This is a genomic window from Proteus sp. NMG38-2, from assembly GCF_020640995.1.
Lineage (GTDB): Bacteria > Pseudomonadota > Gammaproteobacteria > Enterobacterales > Enterobacteriaceae > Proteus.
In genome coordinates this window covers 443,134-456,792 of the sequence record NZ_CP085481.1, presented here as the reverse complement: position 1 = coordinate 456,792, position 13,659 = coordinate 443,134, and the positions used below count along the sequence as shown (strand labels likewise).

The 13,659-nt window shown below is 37.3% G+C and carries 14 protein-coding genes; 3 read left to right on the top strand and 11 right to left on the bottom strand.

Features of this window, described 5'->3' with window-relative positions:
• Positions 1-48: 48 nt before the first annotated feature.
• Both narX and narL read left to right on the top strand, forming a co-directional pair.
• Positions 49-1,854: a nitrate/nitrite two-component system sensor histidine kinase NarX gene (narX, locus tag LG402_RS02270; protein ID WP_109409192.1), complete on the top strand. Its 1,806-nt coding sequence runs from the start codon at positions 49-51 to the stop codon at positions 1,852-1,854.
• Positions 1,855-1,879: 25 nt separating this feature from the next.
• Positions 1,880-2,533 carry a two-component system response regulator NarL gene (narL, locus tag LG402_RS02265; protein WP_082239485.1) on the top strand — a complete coding sequence of 218 codons (654 nt, stop codon included), beginning with the start codon at positions 1,880-1,882 and terminating at the stop codon, positions 2,531-2,533.
• Here narL and LG402_RS02260 read toward each other — a convergent pair.
• A complete protein-coding gene (locus LG402_RS02260; protein ID WP_227336358.1) occupies positions 2,530-3,432 on the bottom strand; it encodes a LysR family transcriptional regulator in 903 nt (300 codons plus the stop codon). The two genes, narL and LG402_RS02260, sit on opposite strands and share 4 nt — an antisense overlap.
• A gap of 111 nt (positions 3,433-3,543) precedes the next feature.
• On the opposite strand from LG402_RS02260, the gene LG402_RS02255 reads away from it, so the two are divergent.
• A complete protein-coding gene (locus LG402_RS02255; protein WP_109409190.1) occupies positions 3,544-3,984 on the top strand; it encodes a PACE efflux transporter in 441 nt (146 codons plus the stop codon).
• 38 nt (positions 3,985-4,022) lie between these two features.
• Here the strand turns inward: LG402_RS02255 and LG402_RS02250 are convergent, their stop codons facing one another.
• From LG402_RS02250 to LG402_RS02205, 10 genes are all read right to left on the bottom strand, one after another.
• Positions 4,023-4,253: a hypothetical protein gene (locus LG402_RS02250; RefSeq protein WP_227336357.1), complete on the bottom strand. Its 231-nt coding sequence runs from the start codon at positions 4,251-4,253 to the stop codon at positions 4,023-4,025.
• A 19-nt stretch (positions 4,254-4,272) separates the two neighbouring features.
• On the bottom strand, positions 4,273-4,836 hold the full coding sequence (gene hxsA, locus LG402_RS02245) for a His-Xaa-Ser repeat protein HxsA (protein WP_227336356.1): 564 nt from the start codon (positions 4,834-4,836) through the stop codon (positions 4,273-4,275).
• Positions 4,833-5,942 (bottom strand): His-Xaa-Ser system radical SAM maturase HxsC, encoded by a 1,110-nt coding sequence (gene hxsC, locus LG402_RS02240; RefSeq protein WP_227336355.1) that lies wholly within the window; start codon positions 5,940-5,942, stop codon positions 4,833-4,835. Before hxsC ends, hxsA begins: the two co-directional genes overlap by 4 nt.
• The gene (gene hxsB / locus LG402_RS02235) at positions 5,935-7,323 is read right to left on the bottom strand and encodes a His-Xaa-Ser system radical SAM maturase HxsB (protein WP_227336354.1); all 1,389 of its coding nucleotides are present in this window, start codon (positions 7,321-7,323) and stop codon (positions 5,935-5,937) included. The genes hxsC and hxsB overlap by 8 nt, the downstream gene beginning before the upstream one ends.
• Entirely contained in the window at positions 7,320-7,595 is a 276-nt protein-coding gene (gene hxsD / locus LG402_RS02230) for a His-Xaa-Ser system protein HxsD (protein WP_208624184.1), read from the bottom strand. Before hxsD ends, hxsB begins: the two co-directional genes overlap by 4 nt.
• 104 nt (positions 7,596-7,699) lie before the next feature.
• The gene (locus LG402_RS02225; RefSeq protein ID WP_227336353.1) at positions 7,700-8,497 is read right to left on the bottom strand and encodes a sulfite exporter TauE/SafE family protein; all 798 of its coding nucleotides are present in this window, start codon (positions 8,495-8,497) and stop codon (positions 7,700-7,702) included.
• Between the two features lie 203 nt (positions 8,498-8,700).
• A complete protein-coding gene (locus LG402_RS02220) occupies positions 8,701-10,446 on the bottom strand; it encodes an acetyl/propionyl/methylcrotonyl-CoA carboxylase subunit alpha (protein WP_227336352.1) in 1,746 nt (581 codons plus the stop codon).
• 16 nt (positions 10,447-10,462) lie between these two features.
• The gene (locus LG402_RS02215) at positions 10,463-12,040 is read right to left on the bottom strand and encodes a 5-oxoprolinase/urea amidolyase family protein (protein ID WP_227336351.1); all 1,578 of its coding nucleotides are present in this window, start codon (positions 12,038-12,040) and stop codon (positions 10,463-10,465) included.
• 14 nt (positions 12,041-12,054) lie between these two features.
• Entirely contained in the window at positions 12,055-12,861 is an 807-nt protein-coding gene (locus tag LG402_RS02210; RefSeq protein ID WP_166539711.1) for a putative hydro-lyase, read from the bottom strand.
• Between the two features lie 2 nt (positions 12,862-12,863).
• Complete coding sequence (locus LG402_RS02205; RefSeq protein ID WP_227336350.1) at positions 12,864-13,649, bottom strand: LamB/YcsF family protein; 786 nt, start codon at positions 13,647-13,649, stop codon at positions 12,864-12,866.
• Between the last annotated feature and the right edge of the window lie 10 nt (positions 13,650-13,659).

Here is a 13,659-nt window from a genome sequence, read left to right as displayed (position 1 = left end):
ATACCTTTTTAAGGCAAGATAGCGACGGAATCAACTTGGAAAAAAATGATGAGCACGCATAAAATCCAATGGCACTACCGTTTTTCAATTATTAATCAAATAGCGATATTAATGTTACTTTTCACTCTATTGGGTGTGGTAGGAATGGCGATTTCTAACCATATTATTTTGAGTGTACAAGGTAATGCTCATGCGATTAATAAGTCTGGATCGCTACGGATGCAAAGCTATCGCTTACTATCTGCTTTACCTCTAGATGAACAGCATCGTTATTACCTTCATGAATTAGAAACCGATTTAGACAGCAATGAGTTACTCCAAGTCCTGAGTAATGCATCATTACAATCACAATATGCCCAGTTAAATACATATTGGAAAGAAACCTTAAAACCAACCTTGCTCTATGCACAACAACGAGATGATGCAAAACAAGAAGTCGCCTTGTTTGTTTCTCAATTAGACAAACTAGTATTAAGCATAGATCAGTTAACAGAACAAAAAATAAGGCTGGTAGCTTACACTCAGCTTATATTTACCGCACTGACACTCTTACTGTTATTTGGCTCTGTCTGGCATTTCCGCCGCCGTTTATTGCATCCTTGGCAACAATTAATGCAAATGGCGAATTCAATTGGTCATGGTAATTTTTCAGCCCGCTTCCATCAACGTGCTCATCATGATGAAATTGCAACATTAGGTATTGCACTCAATACCATGTCAGAAGAGCTTTCAACGCTATATAGCGAATTAGAAAAAAGAGTGGTCGAAAAAACGCACGACTTACAACAGAAAAACAAAGTACTCTCTTACCTTTATCATTCAAGCCAGCAATTACACTCCCCTGCCCCTCTTTGCGCTCGATTAAGACAGATACTATTTGAACTTCAACAAATTATTCCTGATACCTATTTGCAGATACGTTTATATGAGGATAATCATCACACATTATTTAATGAAATCAGTTTAGAACCGCACTCACGTCCTGAGCATTGCCCAGATCAACAATGTGAGCGCTGTGATGAAACGGTTTCAGCCACTATTCCATTACGCAGTGAACTATTGCATTGGGAATTAGCTGATCAGATCCATCGTTATGGGTTATTTGTTATGCAACTACCCGAACACACAGTCCTGACTGACGAGCAGAATAATTTAATGTTATTACTGACAAAACAAATCTCCGCCATGCTGGCAATGGAACAACAAAATGAGCAACAACAACAGCTTTTACTCATGGATGAACGCTCTGCTATTGCCCGTGAATTGCATGACTCTATCGCACAATCACTTTCATGTTTAAAAATGCAAGTCAGTTATTTGCAAATGCAGTCAGAAACCTTACCGGATAATTGCCAAAAATTACTCAAAGAGATGCGAGAAGAGCTTAACGTGGCTTATCGCCAGCTAAGAGAATTGTTAACTACATTTCGTTTAAAACTTACTGAGCCGGGATTATTAGCAGCATTAGAAAGTACATTGAATGAATTTAATCAGCGACTTGGGTTTGCTATTAATTTTGACTATCAATTGCCTGCAAAATGTGTGAATTCACATCAGAGTATTCATGTGGTTCAAATTGTACGTGAAGCATTGAATAATATATTACAGCATGCCAATGCCAACTGGGCTGAAGTCTCTTTATCTCTTAATAATGGCATTATTGAATTAAAAATTAACGATAATGGTGAAGGAATTAGTCCTAACCCTGAAAAATTAAATCACTATGGCCTTATTATTATGCGTGAACGCGCAAATAGCTTAAATGGCTCTTATACTATAAAAGTACGTGAACAGGGCGGTACTCAAGTGCTTGTTAAATTTCCATTAATCACTACTCATAAAGACCCTGTATAACATGGAGCAAGTCGTAATGAATAACATGGGATCACCCACAGAAAAAGCGACAATTTTACTCATTGATGATCACCCAATGCTACGCAATGGCGTAAAGCAACTCTTAAGTCTTGATACAACATTAACTGTCGTTGGGGAGGCGGGTGATGGTATTCAAGGCGTGAAACTCGCAGAAGAATTAGATCCAGATTTAATTTTGCTGGATCTGAATATGCCAGGAATGAATGGTTTTGAAACACTTGATCAGTTGAGATTAAAGTCATTATCAGGAAGGATCGTTGTGTTTAGTGTATCAAACTACAGCGATGATTTAGTGACGGCGTTAAAACGCGGTGCTGATGGCTATCTTTTAAAAGATATGGAGCCTGAAGAATTGCTTGCAGCACTTAAACAGGCGGCGGCCGGAAAAATGGTTGTCAGTCCTGCATTAACACCGATTTTAGCGGAATCATTACGTGAAGATCGTTCTGAAGGTGAGCGTGATATTGAACAGCTCACCCCGCGTGAACGTGATATTTTAAAACTAATAGCGCAAGGGCTATCCAATAAAATGATCGCACGTAAACTTGATATCACAGAAAGTACTGTCAAAGTACACGTTAAACATTTACTGAAAAAGATGAAGCTAAAATCTCGCGTAGAAGTTGCCGTTTGGGTTCATCAACAACGTGTCGATTAATCAAAATTAGGTACAATGGGCTGATGAGAACTCATCAGCTCAACTAACTCTTTTGCCCCTTTTTGTAACGACTCCCCTTTTAACCACATGGCATGAATAGGCAATCGCAACTCATTTTTCGTATTTTTAAACTGAAGTTGTTTTAATTTACCTTTTTGCAATTGAGTATAAATCAACGAATATGGCAAATTACCCCATCCCATTCCCGCTTCAACCATACCTAATGCCATTTGAAAACTATCCGTTTGCCAATAATTTGTAGCCACTAATGAGCGCTCATCCCTCAACTCTTTGGTGTGACTTGCGATCATAATTTGGCGAACATTCACTAAATCCTCAATAAATACGCCAGAAGGGTGGGCTAATGCAATATGGCTTGCAGAGATCGTTGCCACCAATGACTCAGAGCCAAGATATTGAAACTGCTCATCACCATTCACATATAATCCCCCATAGACTAGGCATAATTGAATTTTATGCGAATGTAACATCTCAATAATGTCATCTTGTGCCGCGGTTATCACATTCACATTAAGTAATGGATAACGTTGCGTTAATTCAGATAACGCAGGTAATAAATAATCAGGATTAATATCAGCTGCAACACCAATATTTAAGACACTTTCGAGATCCATTGAAAGCTCTTGTGCATGCACTTGTAATAATTTTAATTGCTCTGAGATCATTCTGGCATGAGGTTCAAGTGCTTTGGCTTTTTCGGTTGGCTGAGGCTCTCGTGATGAGCGCTCAAAAAGTGCATAACCTAATTCAGCTTCCATATTGGCAATCGCCATACTAACCGCAGAAGGAACGCGTTTTAATGAACGTGCCGCCGCAGAAAAAGATCCCTTATCCATCACGGCTAAAAATATCGCAATATGTTCACTTGAAAACTGCATGTTCACTCCTGATGTTTCAGTTAAATTGATACTAGCTGACTTTTTCTGTCATTCTTGCTGATTTATCTTACGATGCTTAACAACACTAATCCACAGAAAAAAGAGAGTACAATGCAAGGTATCAAACGAAAAATTGTCTACGTGACAGCTTATGAGATCTTTGGGTGGGTTATTTCATCCGTTGGACTTGCTCTTTTGGCTGATAGCTCAACAGCAGTAACGGGCCCATTAGCACTTGTGATAACAACAATCGCGGTGAGTTGGAATTTTATTTATAACTGTATGTTTGAATTTTGGGAAAGTCGGCAGATTTCAAGAATTCGAACTTTTAGACGTCGTATTGTACATGCTATTGGATTTCAGCTAACACTGGTACTCTATTTAATCCCATTAATTGCCTGGTGGCTTAATGTTTCGTTATGGCAGGCATTAGTTATGGATTTTGCGCTGATCATCATTATCCCTTGTTATACTTTCGTTTATAACTGGGTATTTGACAAAGTATTCGGTTTACCAACATCTGCACTACCTGAAAATGCGCCAGTAGCCTAAACGACAAACGAATTAAGAAGAGTGATCTGCAATTAAGATCACTCTTTAACAGGATAGATATCTTCTAATGCAAATTGCTCAATACCACCCTCTAATTCACAACGACCTAAACCAATATTTTTATCATCAACCGTTGTTCTTTTGAGTAACTTACCTGTTACTTGAGAAAGTTGAGTATCTAACTCAACAACACGATAATATTCTTTCATATAGCTTTCTTCACCTAGCGCCATATAAACTAAAAATTCATCACCTATTTTAATGTTCATACTTTAACCATTTGCATTCTTAGTTAGTTGCATAAATTCCTAATGCATTTAATAAATCAGCATCAATTAATGCATTAGAAGATAGCTTCATATCTCTTCTGTAATTTTGTATCGATTGGCGGGTTGCTGGTCCCATAACACCATCAATTACTCCATTGAAATAATGTTTTTCAAATAGTGCAAATTGTACCCTCATAACAAGGCGCTTTCTTTGTTCTTGAGTAAAATTTGAGTTCCTAACTGATTGTGAAAAATCATTACTAGATGAAGAATTTGATGAATTCTGTGAGTTTGTTCTATTGGTTGTTTGTGGCTGAGAATAACTCGGTGTAGAAGGTGCATTTCTGTAATAACCACCACCAGAAGAAGAACGGTGAGAACTATGGCTACGATGGCTTCGGTGAGAACTATGGCTTCTATGCCCCGCAATATAAAAAGGCGTTTCTACATTTAAAGGTGCAAAAACAAGATCTTCGGGTTCAAATGTTAACTCAGAATTAGGTAGCCCAGTAGAACTGGCTATTGCCTGACTATTTAAGGATAAAAAACCAGGAAGTAAAGCAGCTAAACTCCACTTTTTCATAAAATTGCCCTCGTAGCTTGATGATATTTACCGTATGAAGAACTAAAATATCCACCACAATGCTCTTTCATTTTGCATAGGCTACACTCACTTGGATAATAGTTCTTCCAATCAGAAATAGATTGAACGCTGTACTCCCATAAATTTTCAGGTAGATGACACAACGGATAGTTAAATAATGCCAAAGGAATTTGACTAATATCAGTCATATTAATCGCTAAATTTAGCTGTTCTGAGTACTCATCAGGAGGAATATAAAGATCTTTCCAATTTCTTTTAGCCCAACCGGTTGGCTCTAAATTCATAATTGAAATTTGATTAATATTTGAAAATACTCTTGCACATAGTTCAACAATACCATGAAAATAAAGGTAATTTATTTTTGTTGGGATTATCCTTAATTCAATATTGATACCGAGATTACCTGCATTAATTAATCCTGAAATCGTTTCTTTATATGCCCCTTTACATACAACTAATTTGTCATGAATTTCCTCATAGGTAGAATAAAGAGGAATACCAAATGATATAGCCATCCCCTTAATTTCTTCTGTTAATTTTTTAGTAAAAGCGATATCACTAAATTTTCGTCCATTAGTTAATACATGTAGTGCTGTTTTAGGCGCATTCTTTTTTACTCTTTGGATAAAATCAATAAACTTATCATCATAAATTAAAGGCTCTCCACCACTAATCCCGATGATGCCATCAAAATTAAATGCAGATATTGCAAGAATAGCGTCTTCTAATAACCAAGAATCATCATCTTTTTTGGGGGGCTGAGAACAAAACTGGCATAGATTATTGCATCGTTCGGTAACGAGTAATGTGTTGTGATTTGCCCTACGAGATAAAATCACTCTCACTTTACTATTAGAGGAAGAAATAATATCGCCACTCTCAACGTTATTATAAAGCTCACTATTTACTATTACATATTTTGCACCGTTATAAGATGTCAGCGGTAAAGACGTTTCTTCTTGTTGAACAATAACATTGTCTAAATAGAATTTAGGATCTACCAATTTATCTTTAAATATTTGGTAGTAACCATTACCTAATTTATTCTTAATATCGAATAAATCTTTTCTGATAACCTCAAGCATAAGCCCAACTTTTTAATAATGTAGATCCGTCATTACCTTTATCAATTTTTTTTACTAATAATTTAAACATTCCTTTATGATAAAGGCAAAATCGTGAAAGGCTTTTATTTCCAATCGGCTCACCAAATAAACTAATATTTTGGCAAGGGTCAACACCACAATATGGCTGAAAAGCACAAGTTTCACAACCAACATGTAGCATGTTAAATGAATTAGAAAGTAAATTATTATAGATAGGGTTTTTATTAAATGATAATGAATCAAAATCACCTAAAGAAAAATCAATATCAGAGTACACCTGCTGAAGCATTCTTGATTCATCACTTCCATATACTTTCCCATCATAATTAAATAATAAGCTATTAAATATGATACCGCTTGGAGATTTTAAATCAGCATACCCACAAAAACCTGGGTTATATAACCTTTTTATATGTATAGCACCAGAGTGTTCAACAAAAGGAAATCCTTTCTTGTTTTCCTCAAAAATAATATCTAATAACTTTTCATAAAAACTAATATATTCAGATATCGTGTAGCTTTCTTTTTTTTCTGCAAATCCATAAGGACTTATTGGCCTAATAAAAAGATCAAATATGTCTAATTCAAAATGAGCATCAATTAATGATTTAGGGTTATGAAGTAACTCCTTTGTTACTGTAGTGACTGTTGAGACCCTATCTTTACCTAATCTACATTGTAGTTTTTTTATATTTTCTGTAATTATCTGGAAGGAGTTCTTTGTAGGTAATATCCTATTTTTATTATGTACATATTCATCCCCATCTAAAGATACTGAGTAGATAACAGGTTTTTCCTCTGACCATTCAATCATTTCATCTGTGAGTAACGAAAGACTTGAAGTAATAACAAACTCAATATTTTCTTGACCGAGTTGAATAACAGCTTCATCATATATTTTTTTAACGAGATCAAACCTAATTAATGGCTCACCACCTTGTATTTCAATTTTATAATTCTTTTTTGAAAGATTTTTTATGAGTGAAATTATTTTAGGTATTTCATTCTCATTTAAATCAAAATTATTAGCTGATATGGAGGCTCGGCTTACTTGGCAATATTTACAAGTATGATCACAACGCAATGTTGGTACAATCATAAAAATTGGAGAAAATTTCATTTCTGACATAAGTTTCTTCCCCAGCCCAGATGCGAGCATCATTTTTGGAAGTTTTGTATCTTCATCAGTAATAAATAATTTATTTCTAAGTATTTTATTTATTTTCTCATCATCGCTTTTTCCAAAGTCAATAATATTGGATAACTCAACGTAACTTAATACATGATTAAAACCAGCCAGGTTACTGATAAATAATCTATTATCATCTATATGTTCGAGATTAAATGGTAATAAGTTCATTCGTTCAACCTTTCATTTATACTCATCAATACTCTATTAATAATTGATTCTTTTACTTTTCCTGTTTTTAATTCTATTTTTTCTCTTAAAATATAATCATTAATTAATTTATTAAATTCAAATAAATTTGGCTCATTATTATCTTCGAACGTAATTTTCCATTGATCATCTATTTCTTCTAATGTCCAGCGAGTATAGCTAGACATCCAATATAAAGAATTTCGTATAACCCATTGAGAATAATTAGTTTTATCCAATTTTATTTCAGTCATTTTATATCTTTCATAGAAAAACATAAAAATATCTTATATTTTTATATTGCGAATGTCATTCAATAAATCCGCAACGATTAAATTGAATATAAAACTTTTTATATTCAATAGATTAACTTCCAACTCATCATAATGATGCTGATCAGAATAAAAGACAGTGTTAAGTATTGGAAAAAACGCTCTGATAAATACACTAAAAGATAGCGTGCTAGCGGAATAGAAAGTAATGATCCTAAACAGAGAATAAGTGCCGTGTGAACATCGGTATAACCACCAGCACTATAAGCGATAGCTGAGCCACCCGAAAGAATGGTGGTAATAAAAATAGAGGTACCAATCGCCTCCTTAATCCCCATTTGTGCAAAACGCATTAATACAGGCAATACCACTAATCCACCTCCAACTCCCGTCGCTCCAAGCACAAACCCTGCACTCATTCCTGGTACAAATAAGGAAGAAAAAGTAACAGATGAAGATGGTGGCAAAGAAATTAAAGGATCTGAACCTGTTGATCTTCTTATCATCCGTTGTAAAAACAAGATCAATGAAAATACGATGGCAACGATCATTAAAATATTAATACCAGATTCAACACGATCGTAATATTGAGGTTGCGATCCCAACCACGTCACCCCATAACTCGCTAAAAAAGTTGCAGGAAACATGATCATCAAAATTAATAATGCGGGTTTTAATGGAATATTACCTAAACGAAAATGGATATAAGAAGACGAGAGTTTCATTAGCATAGATAACAAATTAGCCGTTGCCACAGCCGCTAATGCATTCATTCCAAAAAGATAAATAAGAACAGGCAATAAAATAACGCCTCCGCCAACTCCGGTCGTTGTAATAACTAACCCTATTGCAGCGCCGATAAGCAGTTGTGAGACGAGTAACATCCTATTTCCTTTTGCTGATAATTTAGCGAGCCTAGATTATAGGCAAAATAACTTATAACCAAAAGGAATTAGATATAACAAATAGATATATAAATAAAGTTATTATAAAAAAGCCCTTTAATACGGAATTTACTCATATTCAAGGGCTAATATCAAAGGCAGTTATTATTCTTATTAATCAGTATATTAGTTATTTAACACTCTTAATTTATTTCAGCCAAAACGGTTTCTGCTGAAAAATAATCGCCTGTTTTAGCTTTTTGCTGTAATACCCCATCACGAGATGCGATCACCTGAACTTCCATTTTCATCGCTTCCATAATAGCAATAACATCACCTTCTTTGACTTTATCACCATCAGATAAGATCCAGCTATGTAATACGCCAGAGATTGGCGCTATCACCGCTTTTTCATTCTTTTCTTTCTCATGATTAGCACTAACAACTGTTGGTATTACCGCAGAAAGTGACAGTAATTGAGCAGGCAAAGCGAGTTCATGACGACGACCATCAATTTCAATAAAGGTACGAACTAGCTCTTCATTTTTTGCTGGTGTACTACGAGGGAAATGAATATTTTTTGCCTGAAAATCAGTTTCAATCCAACGAGTATGTACCTTAAAATCTTCAGTAAAATCGGTGTGTTCCATCATTTCACAATGGAAAGGTAATACACTTGCCACTCCTTCTATTTTAAATTCCGATAATGCTCGACGAGCACGAGCAATAGCTTGTTCGCGAGTTGCACCCGTCACTATCAGTTTTGCCATCATTGAATCGAATTGGCGTGAAACCTGATTATTCTCAGCAACACCACTATCAACTCGCACACCGGGGCCTGAAGGCTGAGAAAAATGCGTAATTAAACCTGGTGTCGGTAAAAAACCTTTGGTGGGATCTTCCGCATTGATCCTAAATTCAAAAGAGTGGCCACGCGGGACAGGTGTTTTATCAATACTGAGTGGCAAACCTTCAGCAATACGTAACTGCTCGATAACTAAATCAATACCTGCGGTTTCTTCTGTCACTGGATGTTCTACTTGTAGACGAGTATTTACTTCCAGAAATGAGATAGTGCCATTTGCACTTAATAAAAATTCAACTGTACCAGCCCCGATATAGCCCGCTTTAGCACAAATATCTTTAGCTGACTGGTGAATGCGTTCACGTTGTTCGTCTGTCAAATAAGGTGCTGGTGCTTCTTCAATCAGCTTTTGATTACGTCGCTGTAGCGAACAATCTCGTGTTCCGACAACAACAACATTGCCCAGTTTGTCTGCGATAATTTGTGCTTCAATATGGCGAGGTTTATCTAGAAATTGCTCAACATAACATTCGCCACGTCCAAATGCGGTGACAGCTTCTCGTACTGCGGAATGATAAAGCTCTTCAATTTCTTCCATTTTATGGGCAATTTTTAAGCCTCGCCCACCACCACCAAAAGCAGCTTTAATCGCAACAGGTAAACCATATTGCTTGGCAAAATCTAATACTTCTTTAGCATTATTAACAGGATCAGCAGTACCATTAACTAAAGGAGCACCAACTGACTGTGCAATTTTACGCGCTTTCACTTTATCGCCAAGTACCTCAATCGTTTCAGGATTTGGCCCGACCCAAATAAATCCAGCTTCTTGTACCGCTTTTGCAAAATCTGCACGCTCTGAAAGAAAACCATAGCCTGGATGGATCATCGTTGCCTTAGCTTTACTAGCAATATCAATAATTTTGTTGATATCTAAATAGCTTTCTTTCGGTAAATTACCATTGAGTCCATAAGCTTCATCAGCAAGACGAACATGCAGTGCATCAATATCATCATTCGCATAAATAGCAATTGAAGTAGCACCATAATCCTGACAAGCACGAATGATACGAACCGCAATTTCGCCTCGGTTTGCAATAAGTACTCGATGCTTCACTCGTTGTTTTTGGTTAATTGTTGTCATGAGTGGCATTCTCCTATCAATATTCTTGAAATTCGGTAATTGGATTAAAACGAATTTTAGCGTTAACAGGGATCTGCCCTGCAAGTGGTAAGTGATATTCAGCGACAGCACCAATAACAGGATAGCCTCCTGTTAATGGGTGATCGTTAAGAAACAAAACAGGCTGCCCATTAATTGGTACTTGTATTGCACCAATACAGGTGCCTTCACTTGATAATTCTTGTTGTTGCTCACGTGCAAGGGGCGTTTCGCCTAGTAAACGTAAACCAATACGATTAGATTGTGGTGTGACTTGCCACAATTGAGAGGTTAGCGTCTTTATTGCATCCACAGTAAACCAGTCAGTACGAGGACCTAAAACAATATCAAGAGTGACGATATCTCCTTGTTTTGGCAGTGTTAATATTGGTTGTTCCTCAACAATAACACGGTTTGATATGCTTTCGTTATTAAGGTGAAGTACATCTCCTTCTTGCAATGCACTAGGCCCAATTTGGGCTAAAGTATCAAAAGCATGACTACCTAAAACTTTAGGTAATTCAAACCCACCTCTCACAGCAAGATAGCTACGTACCCCTGTTGTTGGTATCCCTAAAATAATTTCATCACCACAACGAACATCTATTGGTTGATAGCTTGATAGATATTCACTCACTCCTGACTCAGGTTTTAATAAAATAGAACAATCCGCCCCAGTTAAGGCAATAACACAATCTTGTCGCGCTTTAAGTGTTAATCCACCTTGAGTTATCTCAAGTGCTACGAAGGTTGTCGGATTCCCCACCAAACGATTAGCCGCATGTAAAGCGGGTTTATCTAGTGCACCAGAAGCGGAAACCCCCATTGATGCAGCACCAATTCGTCCTTCATCTTGAAATAATGTCTGTAATCCTGCCGAAATGACATATAAGCCTTTATCATTTAATGAGATAGGGAAAGCTACTGCCGATTTTTTTTCAGGTAATGAAACTGTTATTGGTGCTTTTTGTGCATCAATAAAATGCACTTCATTTCCCGGCAATAAAAAGGCAGGTTGTTTGCGTGATAGATCCCACATTTTTATTTCCGTAGTTCCGATTAACTGCCAACCGCCAGGACTTTGTTGTGGATATACACCACTAAATTCACCGGCTAATCCGACAGAGCCAGCAGGGATCCGTGTACGAGGAGTTTTACGACGAGGTACATAGAGCTGGGTTTCATCAGCGATCAGATAAGCAAACCCTGGAGCGAAACCGGTGAATACAACTTGATAGGTTTGTTCAGTATGTCTGCGGATCACATCATTTATGGTTATGCCTAATAATTCAGCCACTTCACTAAGATCTTCCCCTTGGTAATGAACAGGGATCGTTAATGACTGTGTTTGACGTGCCGATAGTGCTTTGATTTCTAATTGTCGGAGCTGAACAACAAGTTCTTCAGCCGTGATTAGCCATGGCGTATAGTGAATTAAGAGCGTTTTCGCTGCAGGTACAATATCTTCAATAGCAGCAATATCTGCTTGTTTAACAGATTCATACAATGCGAGCGTCTCTTTTAAAGAGGAAAGCTCGACAAGTAAATGAGATAAGTTAACGGGTAAAAAGCGCAAAGTATCTTCCTCCCTTATACGTGATAAGCTGCATCGGGCACATCGGTAATAAACATATGCCCTGGAGCATGGCTAAGTGCAAAAGGAACACCTGAGCGCATCACCGCCGCTTGTGGGGTCACACCACAAGCCCAAAACACGGGGATCTCACCGTCTTCAATTCTCACTGGTGAACCAAAATCTGGCGACATAATATCTTTAATACCCAGAGCTTCAGGTGAACCAATATGCACGGGAGCACCATGTACCGAAGGAAAGCGACCACTGATCATTACAGCATCAGCAATTCTATCAGAAGGAATAGGACGCATTGAGACAACTAACTCGCCTTCTAATCGCCCTGCTGGACGACATAAGCGATTGGTTTTATACATCGGAACATTGCAGTTATCCGTGATGTGTCGGATTTCAATACCCGCTTCTAACATCGGCGTTTCAAAAGTGAAACTACAACCAATAAGAAATGTCACGAGATCAGGGTGTTGTGCCCATATGGCTCTAGCATCTGTAATTTCATCCGTTAATTTGCCATTTTCCCAAACACGATAAAGAGGAATGTCGGTACGCAGATCGGCGTCTTTCGCTAAAACAGTACGATAACTACCTGATTCGCAAACATCTAAGATAGGACAACTTTTAGGATTACGTTGTGCATAAAGTAAGAAGTCGAATGCCCAATCACGAGGCAAACTAATCATATTTGCTTGTGTCATTCCTTTTGCCATACCTGCTGTTGGCATAGCTAAACCATGACGAATTGCTAATCGAGCCTCTTGTGCTTTGGCAATTGCATCAGCAGCTGCTTTCATTAAATTTGTCATATTTACCCCTCACTTTTCAGTAAAGCAGGCGCAAATGGTTTAATTACAACGCCATGATTTATTAAAGTTTTTTTTACACTTTTGGCTAAATTGACTGCATCAGGACTATCACCATGAACACAAATAGAATCTGCATCTATAGCAGTAAAAATACCTTCTATAGACTCAATACCACCTTCTTGTACAAGTTGTAACATACGTTGTGCAACACGTTCCGGATCATATAAAACTGCGCCCTCTTTTTTACGAGAAACCAGAGTGCCATCAGCGTGATAAGCTCTGTCTGCAAAGGCTTCGGCTATTACACGAAGCCCTTTTTCTTTAGCAAAAGTAATCAAGGGTGATCCTGCTAAAGCAACTAATACCAATTGAGGATCTACAGCAAGTATCGCCTCAATAACCGCAAGCGCTTGGCGTTTATCATGTGCAATTGTGTTATAGAGTGCACCATGAGGCTTAACATAAGTCACGCTCAAACCTACTGCTTTAGCTAACCCTTGCAAAGCACCAATTTGATAAATCACATCAGCGGTTAATTCATCACTGGCAATGTCCATATTACGACGACCAAAACCCACTAAATCAGGATAGGCAACATGAGCTCCAATCGAGACATTATGCAGTTTTGCCGCTTTTAATGTTCTTAAAATTCCATCAGGAGAGCCAGCATGAAAACCACAGGCAATATTGGCACTACTGACTATTTCAAGTACCGCATCATCATTGCCCATTGTCCATTGACCGAAGCTTTCACCTAAATCACTGTTTAAATCGATGGCATTTATCATTGTTATTATT

Bases quoted from the DNA above. Each gene is read 5' to 3' on its own strand.
- narX (WP_109409192.1), top strand. From the start codon at position 49: ATGAGCACGCATAAAATCCAATGGCACTACCGTTTTTCAATTATTAAT.
- narL (WP_082239485.1), top strand. From the start codon at position 1,880: ATGGGATCACCCACAGAAAAAGCGACAATTTTACTCATTGATGATCAC.
- LG402_RS02260 (WP_227336358.1), bottom strand. From the start codon at position 3,432: ATGCAGTTTTCAAGTGAACATATTGCGATATTTTTAGCCGTGATGGAT.
- LG402_RS02255 (WP_109409190.1), top strand. From the start codon at position 3,544: ATGCAAGGTATCAAACGAAAAATTGTCTACGTGACAGCTTATGAGATC.
- LG402_RS02250 (WP_227336357.1), bottom strand. From the start codon at position 4,253: ATGAACATTAAAATAGGTGATGAATTTTTAGTTTATATGGCGCTAGGT.
- hxsA (WP_227336356.1), bottom strand. From the start codon at position 4,836: ATGAAAAAGTGGAGTTTAGCTGCTTTACTTCCTGGTTTTTTATCCTTA.
- hxsC (WP_227336355.1), bottom strand. From the start codon at position 5,942: ATGCTTGAGGTTATCAGAAAAGATTTATTCGATATTAAGAATAAATTA.
- hxsB (WP_227336354.1), bottom strand. From the start codon at position 7,323: ATGAACTTATTACCATTTAATCTCGAACATATAGATGATAATAGATTA.
- hxsD (WP_208624184.1), bottom strand. From the start codon at position 7,595: ATGACTGAAATAAAATTGGATAAAACTAATTATTCTCAATGGGTTATA.
- LG402_RS02225 (WP_227336353.1), bottom strand. From the start codon at position 8,497: ATGTTACTCGTCTCACAACTGCTTATCGGCGCTGCAATAGGGTTAGTT.
- LG402_RS02220 (WP_227336352.1), bottom strand. From the start codon at position 10,446: ATGACAACAATTAACCAAAAACAACGAGTGAAGCATCGAGTACTTATT.
- LG402_RS02210 (WP_166539711.1), bottom strand. From the start codon at position 12,861: ATGACAAATTTAATGAAAGCAGCTGCTGATGCAATTGCCAAAGCACAA.
- LG402_RS02205 (WP_227336350.1), bottom strand. From the start codon at position 13,649: ATGATAAATGCCATCGATTTAAACAGTGATTTAGGTGAAAGCTTCGGT.